The sequence below is a fragment of the Candidatus Njordibacter sp. Uisw_039 genome (assembly GCF_047730075.1).
Lineage (GTDB): Bacteria > Pseudomonadota > Gammaproteobacteria > Pseudomonadales > Balneatricaceae > Njordibacter.
This window is the reverse complement of record NZ_CP159831.1, coordinates 2,240,407-2,260,033: the sequence shown is the minus strand read 5'-3', so window position 1 is coordinate 2,260,033 and position 19,627 is coordinate 2,240,407. Positions and strand designations below refer to the sequence as shown.

The following is a 19,627-nucleotide window of genomic DNA, read 5'->3' as shown; positions in this document are numbered from 1 at the left end:
AAAAAATTATTATTAACTAGTTAATATACCTATTTTTTAAGTCATATAATATTTAATTTACTATAAAATAATTAAATTATAGTTATTATTTTTGTTATATGATTAAAATATAGCAAGTTATGCTTTTTATATAGGCATAAAATGGTGTATTGAATTAATCAACTCTAGGCCACAGCATGACTAACATTATTTCTTCATTGTCTAATAAAGAGCAACTGCATAATATTCGCCTAGGTATGCGTGCGGCCTATCTAGCCGATGAAAAAGTGTGCATTGAAGCCTTATTGAAGGGTTTCAATTTAGCAGCAGATTCACGTGAAAAAATGTCTACACAGGCTGCAAATCTGGTACGTCATGTACGTAATCACTCTAGCCCAACCATGATGGAAAAGTTCCTTGGGGAATATGGCTTAAGCACAAAGGAAGGTGTGGCGCTCATGTGTATGGCGGAAGCCTTGTTGCGAGTGCCAGACAAAGCCACCATTGATGCCTTGATTGAAGATAAGGTGCAAGCAGGGGACTGGTCTAGCCACCTTGGGCACTCTAATTCATCGTTAATTAATTCCTCAACATGGGCCTTGTTAGTGACAGGCAAATTGTTGGCCCCGGTAGATGCAGACAAAGTAGGCTCCACCATGCGTGGCCTTGTGAAACGTGTGGGCGAACCCGTTGTGCGTAATGCTGTGGCCCAAGCAATGAAAGAACTTGGTTCTCAGTTCGTGCTAGGCCGTACTATGGAAGAGGCAACGCGACGCGCCAAAAAGTTGACTGCTCAAGGCTATACTTACTCCTATGACATGCTTGGTGAGGCGGCCTGCACAGCAGAGGATGCAGCTCGCTATTTTGATGCCTATAGCAAAGCCATTGCAGACCTATCTCCCTATTGCAACGATAATGATATACGTAATAACTCTGGTATCTCGGTAAAGTTATCGGCCTTGCACCCACGTTATGAATGGGGTCAGCGCAATCGTGTATTAACAGAGTTGGTGCCGCAGGTATTGGCCTTAGCGTTGCAAGCCAAAGAAGCCAACATGGGTTTTAATGTAGATGCTGAGGAAGCTGATCGGTTAGACATTTCCCTTGATGTGATTGCTGCTGTATTAGCTGCACCAGAGTTAGCTGGCTGGAACGGCTTTGGTATTGTGGTACAGGCCTTTAGTAAACGTGCACCGTGGGTGTTGGATTGGCTCTATGCATTAGCCACGGGCTTAGATCGGAAAATTATGGTGCGCTTGGTTAAGGGTGCCTACTGGGATGCGGAAATAAAACGTGCCCAAGTGTTAGGGTTAACGGGGTTTCCTGTGTTTACCCGTAAAGCCAATACGGATTTGTCTTATTTAGCCTGTGCTAAACAAATCTTAGCTATGAATGATCGCATTTATGCTCAATTTGCCACCCACAATGCCCACTCTGTAGCAGCTATTTTGCATCTGGCAGGTTCTGACCATGCCTATGAATTCCAGCGCTTACATGGCATGGGTGAATCTTTACATGCCAGTGTGATGGCTCAAGGTGGTATACGTTGTCGTGTTTATGCACCAGTAGGTGCACACCAAGACTTATTGGCCTACCTCGTTAGGCGTTTGTTAGAAAATGGTGCTAACTCCTCCTTTGTTCACCAGCTAGTGAGCCCAGAAATTGCCCCAGAAGCTATTGCTCAAGACCCTGTGAATGTCGTTTTAGAGCGCTTAGATCAGGGCTTAAGTTGCAGCAGCCATGCCATTGTGCAGCCAAAAGATTTGTTTGGCCAAGATCATGGCAACTCTAGAAAAAACGCTAAGGGCTGGGATATTACTGACTCACCTACGGTTGAATCTATGGAATCTGAGCGAGTGTATTTGGCACAAGAATATTGGCAGGCTATGCCGATTTTGGCTAATCACCAGCCTAAAGCAAAGGCTCCACTATGGGTTATCAACCCTGCCACCGATGACGAGCGGGTGGGTCAAGTTTATATGACCTCTAAAGAGCAGGTTGAAGCTGCAATAGAGTCGGCACCTATAGGTCAGGTTCAGTGGCTTGCAATGCCCATTGCACAGCGTGTGGCTTGTTTTGAAAAAGCAGCAGACTTGTACGAAGCTAATGCAACGGAACTGTTTGCTATATTAGCTAGGGAAGCTGGAAAAACTTGGCTAGATGCTGTAGGTGAGTTACGTGAAGCAGTTGATTTTGCGCGTTTTTACGCACAAGAAATGGCCGCAGTGCCTCAAAGTCAGGGCCGTGGTGTAGTCAGTTGTATCTCACCGTGGAATTTCCCCTTGGCTATTTTTAGTGGCCAAATATTTGCCGCACTGGCAGCGGGTAATGCCGTACTAGCCAAGCCTGCGGGCCAAACTAATTTAGTCGCTCATAGAGCGGTGCAGCTGATGCACGAAGCTGGCATTCCTGTAGCAACAGTTCAGTTTGTACCAGGTGGTCCACAAGACGTAGGTGTGCCTATTACCAGTGATGCACGGGTGAGTGGTGTATGTTTTACCGGTTCTACAGCCACGGCACAACACATCAACCGTGTGATGGCGACACACTTGGCCGCAGATGCCGTTATGATTGCTGAAACTGGTGGCCTCAACGCCATGATTGTGGATTCTACGGCGTTACCTGAACAAGTAGTGCGCGACGTATTGGCTTCGGCTTTCCAAAGTGCTGGCCAGCGTTGTTCAGCCCTGCGTATGTTGTACTTACAAGAAGATATTGCCGATAAGGTTTTGCATATGCTCTATGGTGCAATGGATGAACTTATCCTAGGCAATCCGTGGCATCTAAATACTGATCTTGGCCCGGTGATTGATGTAACCGCTAAAACTAAGATCGAAAACCACATTGCTGATCATGCTGCCAAAGGTAATGTGCTCAAGCAACTCGTGACACCAGAAACAGGTTTGTTTGTGGGCCCTGCGGTAATCAAGGTTAATGGTATTGAAGACCTTGGCGAAGAAATTTTTGGCCCCGTATTGCATGTAGCCACCTTTGCCGCAGGAAACTTAGATAAGCTAATTGATACCATTAATGCACAAGGTTATGGCTTAACCTTTGGCATACATACCCGAGTGGATGCCCGTGTTGAACAGCTGGTAAAAGGTATACACGCGGGTAATACCTACGTTAATCGTAATCAAATTGGTGCAGTAGTGGGTAGCCAACCGTTTGGTGGCGAAGGCCTATCGGGTACTGGGCCTAAGGCTGGTGGCCCACAGTATGTACAGCGCTTGCGTCGACCGCTGGTGGTGCAGGCAGCCTGTACAACAGGGACTGTTGTTAGCCTAGGAAAGGTGCAGCAAGCCATAGACTCCCTATCCATCAAGGCGCTCATTGAATGGCAGCAAAGCAGCGATCGTGTGTCACAAATGGCTCAAGTTTTTGGTTCACAAGCTAGCCGATTACAGGATTTGTGTCGCGATGTGGTGCTGTTGCCCGGCCCAACGGGAGAGTTAAATCAGCTCAGTACCATCGCCCGTGGCGTTGTTTTGTGCTTAGGGCCAGACCGACACGCTGCCTTGCTGCAAGCTCAGACAGCATTAGCTCAAGGCAACGGTGTTGTGTTGGTAGCCAATGACCTTAATTTGCCCAACAGTGATTTGCCCTTAGTGGTGGTTAAAGGGCAGCTTGCAGCTACAGACATCACCTCGTTGTCGGGCTATCATGCCGTAGCTGCAAATGGTGATACCCTAACTGCAAATGATGAGGTCTCCTACCAAAAACAATTAAGGCAGGCCTTAGCTGATAAGTCTGGTCCATTAGTGCCATTAATTAGTGAGACCGCAGACCCACAGCGGTATACCATGGAACGCCATTTGTGTATCGATACAACTGCTGCGGGAGGCAATGCGAGCCTCATTGCAGCAGGGGAATAATATTAATTAAACTCGCTCGCTAGAGGTTTTAAGGCATGATACTAGGCGCATATGGATTATTGTTAAAAAACCATACGCGCTTTGTACTGTTCGGTTTGATAACGGCTTTTGCGTCTTCTTTTGGTCAGACCTATTTTATTGGCATATTTGGCCACGCCATTCAGCAAGATTTTGCCATGAGCCACACCCAATGGGGTGGTATTTACATGGCCGGCACCTTGCTGAGCGCGTTGCTGTTGCCTATTACGGGCAAATTGATTGATCAGGTAACATTGCAGCGCTACACGTTTTTTGTGGTCTTGTGTTTGGCTTTTGCCTGTTGGTTTATTACTCAGGTGCATAGCCTTGCTTGGTTAGTTGTTGGGGTATTTTTATTACGTCAATCGGGTCAAGGACTAATGAGTCATGTGGCCTATACCTCCATGGGTCGTTATTTTGACCAGCAACGTGGTAAAGCCACAGCGATGGCAGCTATGGGTTTTGCCGCTGGTGAGGCGGTATTGCCATTGATAGCGGTCATGGCTATTGCTGCGGTGGGCTGGCGTTGGAGTTATGCGGGTGTGGCTCTGATTGTATTGGTGCTAATACTGCCGACAAGTTTGTGGTTATTGCGAGGGCACCATGGACGCCACCAAGACTATGAGCAAAAGCTTAAACAGAGTGAGGAGGTTTCACTGTCACAACAAGCCTTTCCTACTCAAGTTGTTGAAAACCCTACTAGTGTAAAGTCTTGGCGGCGCCGAGATGTACTCAAAGATTATCGTTTTTACTTAATTTTACCTGGGGTATCGGCAACTTCTGTGGTGAGTACCGCGTTATTTTTTCATCACCTTAATCTGGCTGATGAAAAAGGCTGGTCCCATACCTTTATGACTGGCAATTACTTACTTTATTCATTCATAGTCACGGTTATGGCTGTTATTGCGGGGCAACTGATTGATCGCTTCAGCGCTCTTGCCCTCATGCCGTTTACTCTGTTGCCTATAGCAGCAGCTCTGTTAATGATTAACTTAGTGGATAGTTATTGGGTAATTTGGCCGTATATGGTGCTGCTAGGTATAGGTTCGGGTTTATCTCAAACAGCACAAGCTGCGCTTTGGCCAGAATGTTATGGTGTACGTTACTTAGGGTCTATTAAGAGCTTGTTTTGGACCGTTGTTGTATTTGCCTCGGCCTTAGGTCCGGTGTGGCTAGGGTACTTGGTTGATCTAGGCTATAGTTTTCAGCAATCGGTGTTAACTATGGTGGTATATTTGTTGTTGTCGACTGGCTTAATGATAATAGGCCTAAGAGGGTTTCGTTTGGCTTAGAGCAAAGCATGGCTAGGCGTGCTGGCTACCAGCGAGTATAATGCTTGCCAGTTCAAACCGTTAAATGGTTTGTGATATATCTCCCAGTGGGACTTTTCTGTGCTGTTAATGCTCGATAATTACGACTCGTTCACCTACAACCTAGTGCGTTATTTTCGCGAACTGGGGGCTGAGGTTGTGGTTTATCGTAACGATGAAATTAGCCTTGCAGAAATTGAGCAATTAGCGCCAAGCCATATAGTGATCTCCCCAGGGCCATGCACGCCTGACGAAGCTGGAATCTCTATGGCTGCGATAGCTCATTTTGCTGGAAAAATACCACTTCTAGGCGTGTGTTTAGGCCACCAGAGTATTGGTCAGGTATTTGGTGGCAAGGTAGTTCGAGCAGAAAAAGTGATGCACGGAAAAACCTCTATGGTGTCCCACGAACAAGCGGGTGTATTTGCTGGATTAGCGCAGCCTGTAGAAGTAACACGCTACCATTCTCTAGTGGTAGAAGCCCATTCCTTACCCGAATGTTTAGAGGTCACGGCATGGAGTTTAAATGCTGCTGGTGATAAAGAGGTCATTATGGGTATTCGCCATAAAACCCTCGATGTTGAAGGTGTTCAGTTCCATCCAGAATCTGTGTTAACCCATCAAGGCCATGAACTTTTGGCTAATTTCCTCAAACGTTAATCGTTAACCTAAAAAAGACCCAATTATTTGCTAAATGCTGGTTATAAAGCCTGATTTTTGGCGGCGTTATTTGCTAGAGTAGTGAATGATTAAATTTGCGTAGTTGAATAAGGGTTCACTATGAATATGCAGCAGGCTATTGCCGCCGTTACCGAACAACAAGACTTAAGCCAAGCCCAAATGCAGGCCGTGATGAACCTTATTATGACGGGCGAAGCAACTCAGGCCCAAGTGGGTGGGTTCTTGGTTGGTTTACGTATGAAAGGTGAAACCGTAGACGAGATTACCGGTGCGGTGATTGCCATGCGTGCATTAGCCTCTGGCGTAGAAGTAAAAGGTGGGCATGTCATCGATACCTGCGGCACTGGTGGTGACAGCTCGGGCATATTCAACGTATCTACAGGCTGTGCTTTTATTGCATCAGCGGCTGGTGCTCAAGTAGCAAAACACGGTAACCGATCAATTTCTTCTAAAAGTGGCAGTTCTGACCTTCTTGAAGCGGCTGGCGTAGATATTATGCTCAAACCCATTCAGGTAGAGCGGTGTATCGCAGAATTAGGTGTGGGCTTTATGTTCGCTCCAGCCCATCACAGCGCTATGAAACATGCCATCGGCCCTCGTCGTGAAATGGCTATTCGAACCTTATTTAATATTCTAGGCCCACTAACCAATCCCGCCGGCGCACCTCATCAGGTGTTAGGTGTATTTAGTCGGCAATGGCAACGACCTATGGCTGAAGTGTTGCAGCGATTAGGCAGTAAACACGTTATGGTGGTTCATTCTGAAGATGGCTTAGACGAAATTAGCATTGCCGCGCCTACTCATGTGGTAGAACTGAATAACGGTGAAATTACCGAATACTCCATCGACCCTGCTGACTACAACCTATCCCATACAAGCTTAGAAGCTTTAGTGGTGGACGATGCGATAGGTAGCCTAAGGTTGATTAAACAAGCCTTTGCTGGCGAAGCCGGTGCACCATTGGATATGTTGTTACTCAATGCTGGTGCGGCTATTTATAGTGCAGATCTAGTAGTAGATCTGGCAACAGGCATAGAGCAGGCTAGAATTGCTATCAGCAGCGGCGCAGCCCAACAAAAGTTGGATGACCTGATTCAATTCACACAAGGGCTAAATCCATAATGAATACCCCAACGGTACTCAAGCGCATCGTAGCGCGCAAGCTTGAAGAAATAGCCGAGCGCCAGCAACATACCACCATCGATGATCTAAAGCTCAAAATCAAAGCCAACCGCAGCGGACCCATGGCTCCACGTGGTTTTGCCAAAGCCATGCAAACCAAGTTAGATCAAGGTTTACCTGCGGTGATTGCCGAAGCAAAAAAAGCTTCTCCAAGTAAAGGTGTCATTCGTGAAGATTTTAATCCGGCACAAATTGCCGCCAGCTACCAAGCCGGTGGTGCAGCTTGTATGTCGGTATTAACGGATGCCGACTTCTTCCAAGGCCACGAAGACTATTTGCGGCAAGCGCGTGCAGCTTGTAACCTGCCTGTTATTCGTAAAGATTTTATTGTAGACCCTTATCAGGTGTATGAAGCCAGAGCAATTGGTGCAGATTGCATTTTACTGATTGTGGCTTGTTTGGAAGATCAGCAAATGCAAGATTTGGCTCAATTGGCTGAGGGCTTAGGAATGGATGTATTGGTAGAATCTCATGATGCAGAAGAGTTGGTCCGTGCCTTAAAGTTAAGTACACCCTTGGTAGGCATTAATAATCGAAATTTACATACCTTTGACCTGACTCTGCAGACAACCTTTGATTTATTAGCCTTGATGCCAGAAGATCGAATAGTGATTACCGAAAGTGGGATCCATACCCCTGCTGATGTAGTGCTGATGCAAAACCAAAATGTGAATGCCTTTTTGGTGGGAGAATCCTTCATGCGTGCCAGCGATCCTGGTGCGAAATTAGCTGAATTGTTCGGTTAATCATAATTAATGAAAATGAGAGGTCATTTGCTATGAAAAACTTCTTACACGGTGGCCAAACTAATACTAATGCTGTGCCGTAGGTCATGTCGATGGCACCGTAGATCTGCGTGGCTATATTGGCATTTCTTTATTTGGTTTTACCTCAGTTTGGCGTCCGCAGCGGTAACAACAATAGATCAACACATACATTAGGCAATAGAATATTATGGAAGCAAAAATTAGTTGGGTCGGCGGCGTTAGTTTTAAAACCGAATCAGGCTCAGGCCATACAGTGACTGTAGATGGCCCACCTAATTCGGGTGGTGAAAATCTTGGTGCTCGGCCTATGGAATTAATATTAATGGGGTTGGGTGGTTGTACGGCGTTTGACGTGATGACTATTCTTAAAAAAACTCGCCAAGACGTAACGGATTGTGTGGCACAACTGAGCGCAGAACGTGCTGACACTGTACCTTCTGTGTTCACTAAAATTCATGTTCACTTTGTGGTGACTGGTCGTAATTTAAAAGAAAAACATATCGCACGTGCTATCACGTTATCAGCTGATGAGTATTGTTCTGCTTCCATTATGTTGGAGAGGAGCGGTGTTGAAATTACCCACGATTATGAAATCAGAGAGTTGGATGCCTAACTTGACCCCATCGCAAACAAACCTAAGCCGTTTTTGGTCACCCAAAGTACATGATTTATCACCTTATGTACCTGGAGAGCAGCCTAAGCTAAGCAACTTAGTGAAGCTTAATACCAATGAAAACCCGTTTCCACCTTCGCTCAAAGTGTTCGCAGCAATGCAGGATGAACTGAGCGAATCATTACGTTTGTACCCAGATCCTAATGCCACTGCATTACGTCAGTGTTTGGCCAGCTATAACGGTTTAATGGTTGATCAAGTGTTTGTAGGTAATGGTTCTGATGAAGTGTTAGCCCATGCTTTTCAGGCATTATTGCAACACGGCGAACCTTTGTTATTCCCCGATATTAGCTACAGCTTCTACCCAGTGTATTGCGGCTTATATGGTATAGAGAAGGGCGAAGTGCCCCTAGCAGATGACCTCACCATTAACGTGTCTGAATACCAACAGCCTAATGGTGGTGTGATTTTACCCAATCCCAATGCGCCAACTGGCGAGCTACTCGGTCTAGTGGCCATCCGTCAATTACTGACGGCCAATCCCAATAGAGTAGTGGTGATAGACGAGGCTTATATCGATTTTGGTGGCCAGTCAGCTACGCAGTTAGTGCCAGAATTTGATAATCTATTGGTGGTTCAAACCTTATCAAAATCACGTTCGTTGGCAGGTTTGAGAGTGGGTTTTGCGTTTGGCCAAAGTCACCTAATAGAAGCACTAGAAAGAGTTAAAAATAGTTTTAATTCATACCCTTTGAGCCGTGAATCTCAAGCGGGGGCCATCGCGGCAATAGAAGATGAAAGTTACTTTCAACACACCTGCCAAGCCAATATCGCGCAACGCGAAAAGCTAGCAGGCCAGTTGCAGGCATTGGGTTTTAGCATGACAAATTCCTATGCTAATTTCTTGTTTGTGACCCATAGCACCATGGATGCAGTAGATATTGCAGCTGCATTAAGGCAGCAAGGCATTATTGTGCGTCATCTTACCAGCAGCCCACGTACCACCAATTATCTGCGTATTAGTGTAGGCAGTGCAAGGGAGTGTGAGTTGTTAGTGCAGGCTTTAACTGAACTGGTTGTTGGCAATTAGTGATTTTGGGCCTGCCGCTGTCTGTGCAATCCTACCAATCGCTAACTTACCTAGGCACTAAGCGCCTTGCCACCCATCATATGCAAATGTATGTGGTATACCACTTGGCCACCGTCCGGGTTGCAGTTCATCTGCACACGGTATCCATCTTCTGCGACACCTGCTTGTTTAGCTAGCTTAGCCGCTGTAAGCATCATATGGCCTAGCAGTGCTTGATGCTCTGGGTTGGCATCATTAAGTGTGGCGATGGGCTGTTTAGGAATAATCAAATAATGCACTGGGGCTTTAGGTGAGATGTCCTTAAAAGCCAAAACTTGTTCATCTTCATAAACGATATCAGCTGGGATTTCTCGACTGATAATTTTGTCAAAAATGGTGCTCATAGTAGTCACTCGGTGTTGGCTAATTAATGAAGTTGCTCACGAGCGATGGCTCTATAGGCAATATCACGACGGCAAAATTTGCCTTCCCAGCTAACCTTATCGGCAAGTTCATAGGCTTTATGTTGGGCTTCGCCCACTGTATCACCAAGGGCCACAGCACACAGTACCCGACCACCGTTAGTCATCACCATGCCATCTTCATTGAGAGCAGTGCCAGCATGAAATATTTTACTGGCATTGCTCACTTCCTCTGGCAAGCTAATGACATGACCTTTAGGGTAATTGTCTGGGTAACCTTGGGCGGCCAGAACCACGCCTACGGCAGGGCGGTTATCCCAGTAGGCCATGGTTTGATCGAGTACACCCATGGTGCCTGCAATACAAAGTTCCACAATGCTGTTCTTAAGACGCATCATAATGGGTTGAGTTTCTGGGTCACCAAAACGGCAGTTAAATTCCAACACCTTAGGTGTGCCGTCGGTGGCGACCATGATGCCTGCGTACAGGAAACCCGTATACACATAACCATCGGCAGCCATGCCGTTAACGGTTGGCATAATAACTTCATCCATAATGCGCTGGTGTAGCGCTGCGTCTACCACGGGAGCAGGTGAGTAGGCGCCCATGCCGCCAGTGTTAGGGCCTTGATCTCCATCGTCCCGTGCTTTGTGGTCTTGGCTAGAAGCCAGGGGCAGTACGTTTTTTCCATCGGCCATTACAATAAAGCTAGCTTCTTCGCCTACTAAAAATTCTTCAATGACTACGCGGTTGCCTGCGTCACCAAAAGCGTTGCCTGCAAGCATGTCTTTAACCGCTGCGCAGGCTTGCTCTATCGTGTCGGCTAAAATGACGCCTTTGCCTGCAGCTAAACCGTCTGCTTTAACAACAATGGGAGCACCTTGAGTCTCGATGTATTCAACAGCGGGCGCAATCTCTGTAAAGGTTTCGTATGCCGCTGTAGGAATGTCATGACGCTTGAGGAAGTCTTTAGCAAAGGCTTTAGACCCTTCAAGCTGCGCGGCGCCTTGGGTTGGCCCAAAAATGTCCATGTCTGCATCGCGGAATAGATCCACTACACCTGCAACTAGTGGCGCTTCTGGCCCTACAATTGTTAGGTCTACATTATTGCTCTTGGCAAAATCCAATAGACCTTCAATGTCCATCACATTAATGTCCACATTTTCGGTTTTGTTTTCTAAAGCGGTGCCAGCATTGCCTGGTGCTACGAATATTTTGTGCACACCACGGTTTTTAGAGGCTTGCCATGCGAGTGCATGCTCGCGACCACCACCACCGATAATTAATACATTCATGTTCTTTCCTGTTGCGTAAGTTGCTACTTTATTTTGTCATTACCAATGCCCTGCACGGCTGCGCTCCTCGCAACGGCGAATTATGCTGAGTCTATCGGTGATGTTAATGACGGAAGTGGCGCATACCGGTAAATATCATGCTTATGTTGTGTTCATTGGCTGCGGCAATGATTTCATCATCCCGCATAGAACCACCGGGTTGAATAATGGCGCTAATGCCCGCTTCTGCAGCAGCATCGATGCCATCTCGGAAGGGGAAAAAGGCATCGGATGCCATTACTGAACCTTTTACTTCTAAGCCTTCATCACTTGCTTTGACACCAGCAATTTTAGCACTGTAAATTCGGCTCATTTGCCCTGCACCAACACCAATAGTCATGCCGTCTTTGCAATACACAATGGCATTAGATTTTACATATTTTGCTACTTTCCAAGCAAATTGTAGGTCGTGCATTTCTGCTTCAGTGGGCATACGCTCACTAACGATTTTTAGGTCGGCTTCAAGTATTTGGCCTAAGTCACGGTCTTGCACTAATAAGCCACCAGTGACGCGCTTGTAGTCTAGCTCTGCCACCCGTAAATGAGGTAAGTCGCCACAGCTTAGTACCCGAACATTGGGTTTGCGGGCTAAGGTTGCTTCTGCAGAAACGCTGACGCTTGGGGCAATAACCACTTCTACAAATTGCTGGTCGATAATGCGTTGAGCTGTGCCTGCATCCAGCTCACGGTTAAAGGCTATAATGCCCCCAAAGGCAGATGTGGAATCGGTGCTGTAGGCTTTTTCATAGGCTTCGGTGATGTTTTTACCCATGGCCACACCACAGGGGTTGGCATGTTTAACGATGACACAAGCAGGGTCTTGGAAGGCTTTTACACATTCTATGGCGGCATCTGTATCGGCGATGTTGTTAAAAGAAAGCGCTTTACCTTGTACCTGGTGAGCCGTCGCTACACTGGCTTCTTTTGGTTCATGTTCAATATAGAAGGCGGCACTTTGATGTGGGTTTTCACCATAACGCATGTCCTGAACTTTTTTCAACTGAGTGTTAAATGTACGTGGGAATTTGGAGCTCGGATCTAGCTGAGCACCTAAATAATTAGCTATAGCGCCGTCATACATAGCTGTGTGTTCGAAGGCTTTACAGGCGAGATCTGTGCGTGTGGTTTGGCTTAGACCACCTGTGGCTGTGAGTTCTTCAAGGATGCCGGTGTAGTCACCAGAGTTAACCACGATTGCGACGTGTTTGTTGTTCTTCGCGGCCGAGCGCACCATGGTAGGGCCACCAATGTCGATGTTTTCGATGGCCATGTCTAAGGTGCAGTCATCACGTTCGATAGTAGTCTTAAAGGGATATAGATTCACTACCACTAGGTCAATCTCTTCGATGCCATGTTGCGCCATCACCGCATCGTCTTGGCCGCGGCGCCCTAAGATGCCACCGTGGATTTTTGGGTGTAATGTTTTCACTCGGCCGTCCATCATTTCTGGAAAACCGGTGTAATCAGACACTTCAACAGCAGCGATGCCCGCATCATTTAATAGTTTAAAGGTGCCTCCAGTGGAGAGGATTTCCACCCCAGATTGGCTCAGCTGTTGGGCGAATTCTACAATGCCCTGTTTGTCTGAAACGCTGATTAGGGCGCGGCGAATGGCGTGTGACATAATTCTATCCTTTTAACTGTGGAGTTTAGGGCTGTCTAAAGTAAATCGTACTGCTTTAATTTTTTGCGCAACGTGCCTCGGTTAAGGCCAAGTATCGCGGCCGCCTTAGACTGGTTATCCTGTGTGTGCTGCATGACGCACTCAAACAGTGGTGCTTCTACCTGTTGCATGAATAAATTATACAGTGCGCTAGTTTGCTGACCGTCGAGTTCGTTAAAATACTGAGTTAAAGATTGTTCAACACTTTGACGTAAAGACTGAGGTACTTGCCGCTGGTCAGCTTGGTGATCTTGGGCAACAGTTTGGTTGATGTCGGTGGCTTGGTGCATGCTGTTCATGGTGTTTTTGATGTTATAGCTCATAGTATTAAGCCGCCTGCTCTTCGGCGCTGGCAAAGTAGTGGTTTAAAAAGTCCAGTTGCTGCAGTTGGTTTTGTAATTGATTAAATGCTTTGCGCTGGGCAGGTTCTTGTTTCAGGTACCAGCCCACATGTTTGCGGGCAATACGTGGACCCATGACTTCCCCATACAGGCCATACAAACCATACAGGTGTTGCTGTAATACATGCCAAACTAGGTTGTTGCTGGGTTTTTTCAGCGGTATACCATGCTTAAGGTAATAGTGCACTTGTTGGAATAACCAAGGGTTGCCTTGTGCTCCTCTACCTATCATAAGGCCATCGGCACCAGTATGAGAGAGGACATTGGCAGCATCTTCTACGGTGTTGATGTCACCGTTAGCGATCACAGGGATATCTAGGGCCTGTTTAATGGCTGCTATAGTGTCGTATTCTACGTCCCCTTTAAATCCACAAGCACGGGTTCGGCCATGCACAGCAAGGGCTTGGATGCCTGCGTCTTGGGCAATATTGGCAATATCCAAACCATTACGTTGGTCAGTGCTCCAACCCGTACGAATCTTTAATGTTACGGGTACGTCTACGGCGGAAACCACAGCCTTTAGTATGTCTTTAACTAATTCTGGTTCCCGGAGCAAGGCTGAACCTGCGGCTTTTTTGAGTACCTTTTTCGCAGGGCAGCCCATATTAATATCTATAATTTGAGCCCCTAGCATCACATTAGCTTGGGCAGCGTGAGCCATTTGAGCCGGATCATTACCGGCAATTTGCACGCTAATAGGGGTGCTGTCATCAGCATGGGGTAGGCGTCGTTGAGACTTTTGTGTATGCCACAAGGAGGTGTCGGAAGTGAGCATTTCGGCAACCACTAACCCCGCACCCAGTTGACGGCATAAATGCCGAAATGGGCGGTCAGTAATGCCTGCCATGGGTGCCAAAATCAAGCCGTTTTCAAGCTGATGGGGACCAATGGCAAAGCCGTGAATAACGCTAGAGTAATTCATTACAAGTTAAAAAAATGCCTAAAATTTGCCAGAAATGAGTCTTTAAACTCAATCTAGCTATTGTACGAGTTGTACAAAAAATGTTCAATTAATAAGCGTAATAACAGTTAAAAATATTACCAAAATCACAGTAATAGTAAATATCTAGTGTTGGTGTGCTGGTAATGCAAGATATTGCCACAGAGCAATACTAATGATGCCTAACAAACATATACCAAGCCATTGGCGTACTACTTGGGGATCACGCTTAAGCATTTGCCGATGGAACTTAAGGCCTAACATGTGACCGCAGGCGGTAGGTATAAGTAAGGCGAGTGACCACTGCCATTGTAGATCCACCCCCGCGATGGCAAAGGCCAAAAGCTTGATCACGACGAGGATGAACCACAATACAAATAGGGTATCGCGATAGGCGGAGATGGCCATTTTTCGCACGGCTACGGCAACAATAAGGGGTGCGCCAATGAGTGAAGTGCCGCTAAAATAGCCACCTAAGATATAAAGTAAACGGTCTACCCATGGGGATTGACTGTTAATCTCCCATTTAATAATCCAAGTAACGGCGTAAAAACCGGTGATGGCATAGATAAAGATCACCATCCATTCGGTCGGCAAACTCAATAAACCAATGACACCTATGAGTTTGGGGATGATCATCCAAGTTAAGGATTCCCTCAGGAACTTACCATCTACGTGTTTGAAGCGTAAACCGGTGGTGATGCCAGAAAAAATGAGAAGGTGGGTGGCAACAATAGGTAAAAAGAACAAGGGTTGGTCTGCTACCAATAACATGAGCGGTAAGCCTAGGGCTGCACCACCAAAACCAAGGCCTGCACGCACGAAACCAGACCAAACAAAAATGGCACTAATAGCAACAAGCTGCGCAGTACTAAAATCCATGGTGTATTAGCGCTTTTGTCCGTCAATACGTACCCACTCGTCTTTAGTGACGACAGTGTGCATATCAAACCATGGCTCGTAAGCTTCTATAACGGCATTAGCCTGGTGTTCAAGAATACCAGACAAAGCAATTAAACCGGCTGGCTTGGTGAGTTCAGCCAGACGAGCGGCCATCTCGATTAGTGGGCCAGCTAGAATGTTGGCAAGTACCACATCTACGGCCTTGTTAGGGGCTTTTTCAGGCAAAAAAACGGGAATTTTTTCAGCTCCAATACCGTTGCGCTGGGCGTTGTCTATGGTGGCCGTTAACGCTTGGGTATCGTTGTCTACGCCAACCACGTGTTCCGCTCCCATAAGTATTGCGCTAATAGCTAAAATGCCGGAGCCACAACCGTAATCAATAACGGTTTTGTCTTGCCAGTCTTGCTGGGCAATCCACTGCAGGCATAATGCTGTGGTGGGGTGGCTGCCAGTGCCAAAGGCTAGGCCTGGATCCAGCATAAGGTTGGCGGCCGTCGGGTCTGGTACAGGTTTCCAGCTTGGGCAAACCCAAAGGCGTTGGCCAAATTGAATGGGTTCAAAACGATCCATCCATTCTCTTTCCCAATCTTTGTCTTCTAGAATCTCCAGTTTGTGGCTTGGAAATGTAGTATTTGGAAAAGCTTCTTGCCAACCGTTGCCTAAGTAATCTAGCAGTACATCACCGTCTGTGTCGGCTTCAAATAAACCCATCACGCGAGTATCTTGCCACAAAGGTGTAGTGCCTTTAATTGGCTCAAATACGGGTTGGTCCGCTCCATCCAGCATGCTAACAGCGCCGGCACCGCATAGCAGTAGCATGTCCTCTAAAAATTCAGAGTTTTCAGGAGTAGAAGATAAGGTAATTTGAACCCAAGGCATTTTTTGATATCTCTAAGCTATTGCACTTAATATTTTGGCGTTAAAAAAGGGCTCAAGCTTGTCATTTACTTAATGTAAACTCCTCGCTTTCGCCCTCTTTTGCCTTGACCTATGGGTGCTTATGACGCTTGCAATGGTCACATCAGCGACCTTAGTTAGATCTTGGCTTGGGATAGACACAGAAGCAAGGCTTAGAGGCCTAACTTCTTCTCTAGGTAGTGGATATTGACGCCTCCTTCAGCAAAAAGAGCATCTCGCACAATTTCTTTTTGTAGAGGGATATTGGTTTTAATGCCATCGATAATCATTTCATCCAAAGCCACTTCCATGCGTTTTAACGCTTCTTTTCGTGTAGGTGCATGGGTGATAACTTTAGCAATCATTGAATCGTAGAAGGGCGGCACGGTGTAACCACTGTAGATGTGTGAATCTACCCGCACACCTAAACCACCTGGGGCGTGAAACTGAGTCACTTTACCCGGGCTTGGCATAAAGGTCTTAGCATCTTCTGCGTTGATGCGACATTCGAAGGCATGACCTTCAATAACCACATCTTCTTGCTTCACTGACAGTGGAAAACCGCTAGCAATGCGCAACTGTTCTTTGATGATGTCTACACCAGTGATCATTTCTGTCACAGGATGCTCCACCTGAACACGGGTGTTCATTTCTATGAAGTAGAAACCACCGTCTTCATACAAGAATTCAAACGTGCCCGCACCACGGTAACCAATTTCAAGACAGGCATCAGTACAGCTCTTAAGTACTTGGGCTCGGGCTGTTGCGTCCATGTGTGGCGCAGGAGCTTCTTCAACCACTTTTTGATGGCGACGCTGCATAGAACAATCACGATCATACAGGTGGATTACGCCACCTTGGCCATCGGCCAGAATTTGTACTTCTACATGGCGTGGGTTCTCTAGGAACTTTTCCATATACACGACGTCGTTACCAAAAGCGCCTTTGGCTTCTGCTTTGGTTACGAAAATGGAATTGATAAGGGCTGCTTCACTGTGCACAACACGCATGCCGCGGCCGCCACCGCCCGCCGATGCTTTAATAATCACAGGGTAGCCAATTTGCTTGGCAATGCGCATGGTACGCTCTGCGTCATCGTCTAGGGGGCCGTCAGAGCCTGGTACTGTGGGCACGCCTGATTGCTGCATGGCTTTGATAGCGGCAACTTTATCACCCATTATGCGAATGGTGGCTGCAGTTGGTCCAATAAAGGTAAAACCACTACTTTCTACCATTTCTGCAAAGTCTGCATTTTCTGCTAAGAAACCATAGCCTGGGTGGATACCCGTGGCATCTGTGACTTCTGCAGCAGATAAAATACGTGGAATGTTTAAATAGCTTTCGGTAGACGAGTTTGGGCCGATACATACTGCTTCATCAGCTAAACGCACGTGCATTAAGTCTTTGTCTGCTGTGGAGTGTACCGCTACGGTCTTAATGCCTAATTCTTTACAGGCTCGTAAAATACGTAGGGCAATTTCTCCACGGTTAGCAATAACAACTTTTTCTAACATAGGGTGCTCCGGCCTTAGGCGATGGTGACCAGAGGTTGATCAAATTCAACAGCTTCGCCGTCTTCAACCAAGATAGCGGTAATGGTACCGGACTTGTCAGCTTCAATTTGGTTCATCATTTTCATAGCTTCGATGATACAAATGACGTCACCTTCTTTAACTGTTTGGCCTACTTCAGAAAATGCTGGTGCACCTGGTGATGGGCAGCGATAAAAGGTGCCAACCATAGGCGATGCCACAGCGTGCCCGCTGATTTCTGGTGTGCTTGGTGCAGCAGCAACCGGCGCCGCAACTGCCGCAACTGGAGCAGCTTGCATCACTGGAGCGGCTTGCATGACTGGCGCAGCGGCAGCCATCATCATCGCCGACGAGGCGCGGCTAATACGTACGGACTCTTCACCTTCTTTGATTTCAATTTCGTTAATGTCAGACTCTTCTAGCAACTCGATGAGTTTTTTAACTTTACGAATATCCATGGGATCTCTCTATAAATTTTGCAATGATAATTAACTGCTCAAACGGCCAATGGCGGCGTCTATAGCAAAATGGTAGCCGTCAGCACCTAGGCCGCAGATTACGCCCTCGGCAATGTCAGATAAATAAGAATGATGGCGAAAAGTTTCGCGCTGATGCACATTGCTTAAATGTACTTCAATAAAAGGGATGTTCACTCCAAGCATTGCATCACGAAGTGCTACACTAGTATGTGTATAAGCAGCGGGGTTAATAATGATAAATTGCACGCCCTGTTCAGGTGCTTGATGTACCGCTTCTACGAGTTCGTGCTCGGCGTTACTTTGTGTGCAGTCTAAAGATACACCAGCTTGCTGGCATTGAGAATGGCATTGAGACTCTATTTGCGCCAAGGTTAGAGTGCCGTAAATGCCAGGTTCTCTTTTACCAAGGAGGTTAAGGTTGGGGCCATTAAGTAGCAGAATCTGTGCCATTAAATACTTTCCATTGCTGCAACAAATTAATGAAGTTGATGGAAGATGATAGCAGGTTGGTAGGATTTTGCCGAAGTTTTTGTACTTTATTTAGTCCTAGAGGAGTCTTCTCGCGTCTGTTACTCTTAAGGGTGTAAATTATTTCGGATTCAATTTTATGACGTTGCCATACCTCCAACCTCTATTCAGACCTCGGGCTGTTATTGCGGTAAATGTGTTTTTAATGCTTACAGCCTGCGCTACCCAGCCACCAATTAGCTCTGAGGCAGTTCCTGTTGTAAACGATCAGGTTGTAGATAGGTCCTTAATACCAACCTCAGAACTGTCTTTAACCACGCCGTCAGAACTGTCTTTAACCACGCCGTCAGAACTGACTTTAACCACGCCGTCCAATATCAAACCAGTGGTACCAGTTGTTTCTGTAGCTAATAAAACCACGCCTGTGGCTGTGCAATCTAGTAACAAGCCTACTGATAGCATTGCTTTTTGGTTAGGCGAAGCCGGTTGGGCCTTTGAGCAAGATAAATTAACCACTCCTACGGGTGAAAGTGCATACTATTATTTAACTAGAGTGTTAACGAAAGAACCTCGTAACCCTCAAGCATTAGCAGCCTTGGAAAAAATCGTTCAGCGCTATTATGAATTATTACAAGCTAGCCTTACCAACGGTAAGGTGCAGCAAGCACGAGTTTTTTTGTCTCGAGCTAAAAAGGTCATGCCTAAGCATGGCCAGTTAACTACTATGAGAAAGTTGATAGAGAGCCATGCCGTTAAGCCGCAAGTGGCGGTGGGGGGTGGGCCAGAAACCGCAGTACCGGTCATGCGTAACCAAAAGCTACTTTTACCGACTACGCTTATAGATCAGCAGGATGATCGACTAGCTCAGTGGTTAGTGGTGGTGGCGCAAAAAGCCCAAAATTTGCAGGCCACTATGCTGATTGTGGCACCTAAGGACGTTCAGGCGCGCTGGGTATATCAAACCATGAATAGTGCAGATCCAGAGCAACGAATTAGGGCTAATATTAAACATAGTCAGCCGGCACGTTTAGAGGTTAACTACCTTGCTCGCAAAGATGAACTTCAAGCTTACTCCAACTAACACCATATAAGTT

At 46.5% G+C, this 19,627-nt stretch carries 18 protein-coding genes; 8 read left to right on the top strand and 10 right to left on the bottom strand.

The genetic code is table 11. From position 1 onward, the window contains the following. Positions 1 to 176: 176 nt before the first annotated feature. The 7 genes from putA to hisC all read left to right on the top strand — a co-directional run bounded on the left by putA (position 177) and on the right by hisC (position 9,515). Entirely contained in the window at positions 177 to 3,854 is a 3,678-nt protein-coding gene (gene putA / locus ABXT70_RS10655) for a bifunctional proline dehydrogenase/L-glutamate gamma-semialdehyde dehydrogenase PutA (RefSeq protein WP_443640473.1), read from the top strand. Between the two features lie 35 nt (positions 3,855 to 3,889). After that, a complete protein-coding gene (locus ABXT70_RS10650) occupies positions 3,890 to 5,164 on the top strand; it encodes an MFS transporter (RefSeq protein WP_443640472.1) in 1,275 nt (424 codons plus the stop codon). 99 nt (positions 5,165 to 5,263) lie between these two features. Then, positions 5,264 to 5,842 (top strand): anthranilate synthase component II, encoded by a 579-nt coding sequence (locus ABXT70_RS10645; RefSeq protein WP_443640471.1) that lies wholly within the window; start codon positions 5,264 to 5,266, stop codon positions 5,840 to 5,842. 120 nt (positions 5,843 to 5,962) lie between these two features. Beyond that, positions 5,963 to 6,985, top strand: coding sequence for an anthranilate phosphoribosyltransferase (gene trpD, locus ABXT70_RS10640; RefSeq protein ID WP_443640470.1), 1,023 nt, complete (start codon positions 5,963 to 5,965; stop codon positions 6,983 to 6,985). Next, a complete protein-coding gene (trpC, locus tag ABXT70_RS10635) occupies positions 6,985 to 7,791 on the top strand; it encodes an indole-3-glycerol phosphate synthase TrpC (protein ID WP_443640469.1) in 807 nt (268 codons plus the stop codon). The genes trpD and trpC overlap by 1 nt, the downstream gene beginning before the upstream one ends. A gap of 208 nt (positions 7,792 to 7,999) precedes the next feature. Next, positions 8,000 to 8,425, top strand: a complete 426-nt coding sequence (locus tag ABXT70_RS10630) for an OsmC family protein (protein ID WP_443640468.1) — start codon at positions 8,000 to 8,002, stop codon at positions 8,423 to 8,425. Beyond that, the gene (gene hisC / locus ABXT70_RS10625; protein WP_443640467.1) at positions 8,418 to 9,515 is read left to right on the top strand and encodes a histidinol-phosphate transaminase; all 1,098 of its coding nucleotides are present in this window, start codon (positions 8,418 to 8,420) and stop codon (positions 9,513 to 9,515) included. Before ABXT70_RS10630 ends, hisC begins: the two co-directional genes overlap by 8 nt. A 50-nt stretch (positions 9,516 to 9,565) precedes the next feature. Here hisC and ABXT70_RS10620 read toward each other — a convergent pair whose 3' ends face one another. The 10 genes from ABXT70_RS10620 to aroQ form a co-directional block, all read right to left on the bottom strand. Next, a complete protein-coding gene (locus ABXT70_RS10620; protein ID WP_443640466.1) occupies positions 9,566 to 9,898 on the bottom strand; it encodes a histidine triad nucleotide-binding protein in 333 nt (110 codons plus the stop codon). A 23-nt stretch (positions 9,899 to 9,921) separates the two neighbouring features. Then, positions 9,922 to 11,211 (bottom strand): phosphoribosylamine--glycine ligase, encoded by a 1,290-nt coding sequence (gene purD / locus ABXT70_RS10615; protein ID WP_443640465.1) that lies wholly within the window; start codon positions 11,209 to 11,211, stop codon positions 9,922 to 9,924. Positions 11,212 to 11,314: 103 nt separating this feature from the next. Then, positions 11,315 to 12,874, bottom strand: coding sequence for a bifunctional phosphoribosylaminoimidazolecarboxamide formyltransferase/IMP cyclohydrolase (purH, locus tag ABXT70_RS10610; protein ID WP_443640464.1), 1,560 nt, complete (start codon positions 12,872 to 12,874; stop codon positions 11,315 to 11,317). 35 nt (positions 12,875 to 12,909) lie between these two features. Further along, positions 12,910 to 13,236, bottom strand: a complete 327-nt coding sequence (gene fis / locus ABXT70_RS10605) for a DNA-binding transcriptional regulator Fis (protein WP_443640463.1) — start codon at positions 13,234 to 13,236, stop codon at positions 12,910 to 12,912. Positions 13,237 to 13,240: 4 nt separating this feature from the next. Next, positions 13,241 to 14,236, bottom strand: coding sequence for a tRNA dihydrouridine synthase DusB (gene dusB, locus ABXT70_RS10600; RefSeq protein ID WP_443640462.1), 996 nt, complete (start codon positions 14,234 to 14,236; stop codon positions 13,241 to 13,243). Positions 14,237 to 14,380: 144 nt separating this feature from the next. Next, entirely contained in the window at positions 14,381 to 15,136 is a 756-nt protein-coding gene (locus tag ABXT70_RS10595; protein ID WP_443640461.1) for a TSUP family transporter, read from the bottom strand. A gap of 6 nt (positions 15,137 to 15,142) precedes the next feature. Next, positions 15,143 to 16,036 carry a 50S ribosomal protein L11 methyltransferase gene (gene prmA, locus ABXT70_RS10590; protein ID WP_443640460.1) on the bottom strand — a complete coding sequence of 298 codons (894 nt, stop codon included), beginning with the start codon at positions 16,034 to 16,036 and terminating at the stop codon, positions 15,143 to 15,145. Positions 16,037 to 16,227: 191 nt separating this feature from the next. Next, the gene (gene accC / locus ABXT70_RS10585; RefSeq protein WP_443640459.1) at positions 16,228 to 17,568 is read right to left on the bottom strand and encodes an acetyl-CoA carboxylase biotin carboxylase subunit; all 1,341 of its coding nucleotides are present in this window, start codon (positions 17,566 to 17,568) and stop codon (positions 16,228 to 16,230) included. 14 nt (positions 17,569 to 17,582) lie between these two features. Beyond that, a complete protein-coding gene (gene accB / locus ABXT70_RS10580) occupies positions 17,583 to 18,044 on the bottom strand; it encodes an acetyl-CoA carboxylase biotin carboxyl carrier protein (protein ID WP_443640458.1) in 462 nt (153 codons plus the stop codon). A 30-nt stretch (positions 18,045 to 18,074) separates the two neighbouring features. Beyond that, positions 18,075 to 18,515, bottom strand: a complete 441-nt coding sequence (gene aroQ, locus ABXT70_RS10575) for a type II 3-dehydroquinate dehydratase (protein ID WP_443640457.1) — start codon at positions 18,513 to 18,515, stop codon at positions 18,075 to 18,077. A gap of 157 nt (positions 18,516 to 18,672) precedes the next feature. Between aroQ and ABXT70_RS10570 the strand changes: the two genes are divergently transcribed. After that, positions 18,673 to 19,614, top strand: coding sequence for a hypothetical protein (locus ABXT70_RS10570; RefSeq protein ID WP_443640456.1), 942 nt, complete (start codon positions 18,673 to 18,675; stop codon positions 19,612 to 19,614). The last annotated feature ends 13 nt before the right edge of the window (positions 19,615 to 19,627 follow it).

Coding starts and splice junctions, on each gene's coding strand:
- trpD (WP_443640470.1), top strand. CDS start 5,963: ATGAATATGCAGCAGGCTATTGCCGCCGTTACCGAACAACAAGACTTA.
- accC (WP_443640459.1), bottom strand. CDS start 17,568: ATGTTAGAAAAAGTTGTTATTGCTAACCGTGGAGAAATTGCCCTACGT.
- ABXT70_RS10630 (WP_443640468.1), top strand. CDS start 8,000: ATGGAAGCAAAAATTAGTTGGGTCGGCGGCGTTAGTTTTAAAACCGAA.
- dusB (WP_443640462.1), bottom strand. CDS start 14,236: ATGAATTACTCTAGCGTTATTCACGGCTTTGCCATTGGTCCCCATCAG.
- purD (WP_443640465.1), bottom strand. CDS start 11,211: ATGAATGTATTAATTATCGGTGGTGGTGGTCGCGAGCATGCACTCGCA.
- ABXT70_RS10620 (WP_443640466.1), bottom strand. CDS start 9,898: ATGAGCACCATTTTTGACAAAATTATCAGTCGAGAAATCCCAGCTGAT.
- ABXT70_RS10570 (WP_443640456.1), top strand. CDS start 18,673: ATGACGTTGCCATACCTCCAACCTCTATTCAGACCTCGGGCTGTTATT.
- ABXT70_RS10595 (WP_443640461.1), bottom strand. CDS start 15,136: ATGGATTTTAGTACTGCGCAGCTTGTTGCTATTAGTGCCATTTTTGTT.
- purH (WP_443640464.1), bottom strand. CDS start 12,874: ATGTCACACGCCATTCGCCGCGCCCTAATCAGCGTTTCAGACAAACAG.
- hisC (WP_443640467.1), top strand. CDS start 8,418: ATGCCTAACTTGACCCCATCGCAAACAAACCTAAGCCGTTTTTGGTCA.
- aroQ (WP_443640457.1), bottom strand. CDS start 18,515: ATGGCACAGATTCTGCTACTTAATGGCCCCAACCTTAACCTCCTTGGT.
- putA (WP_443640473.1), top strand. CDS start 177: ATGACTAACATTATTTCTTCATTGTCTAATAAAGAGCAACTGCATAAT.
- ABXT70_RS10650 (WP_443640472.1), top strand. CDS start 3,890: ATGATACTAGGCGCATATGGATTATTGTTAAAAAACCATACGCGCTTT.
- trpC (WP_443640469.1), top strand. CDS start 6,985: ATGAATACCCCAACGGTACTCAAGCGCATCGTAGCGCGCAAGCTTGAA.
- accB (WP_443640458.1), bottom strand. CDS start 18,044: ATGGATATTCGTAAAGTTAAAAAACTCATCGAGTTGCTAGAAGAGTCT.
- prmA (WP_443640460.1), bottom strand. CDS start 16,036: ATGCCTTGGGTTCAAATTACCTTATCTTCTACTCCTGAAAACTCTGAA.
- fis (WP_443640463.1), bottom strand. CDS start 13,236: ATGAGCTATAACATCAAAAACACCATGAACAGCATGCACCAAGCCACC.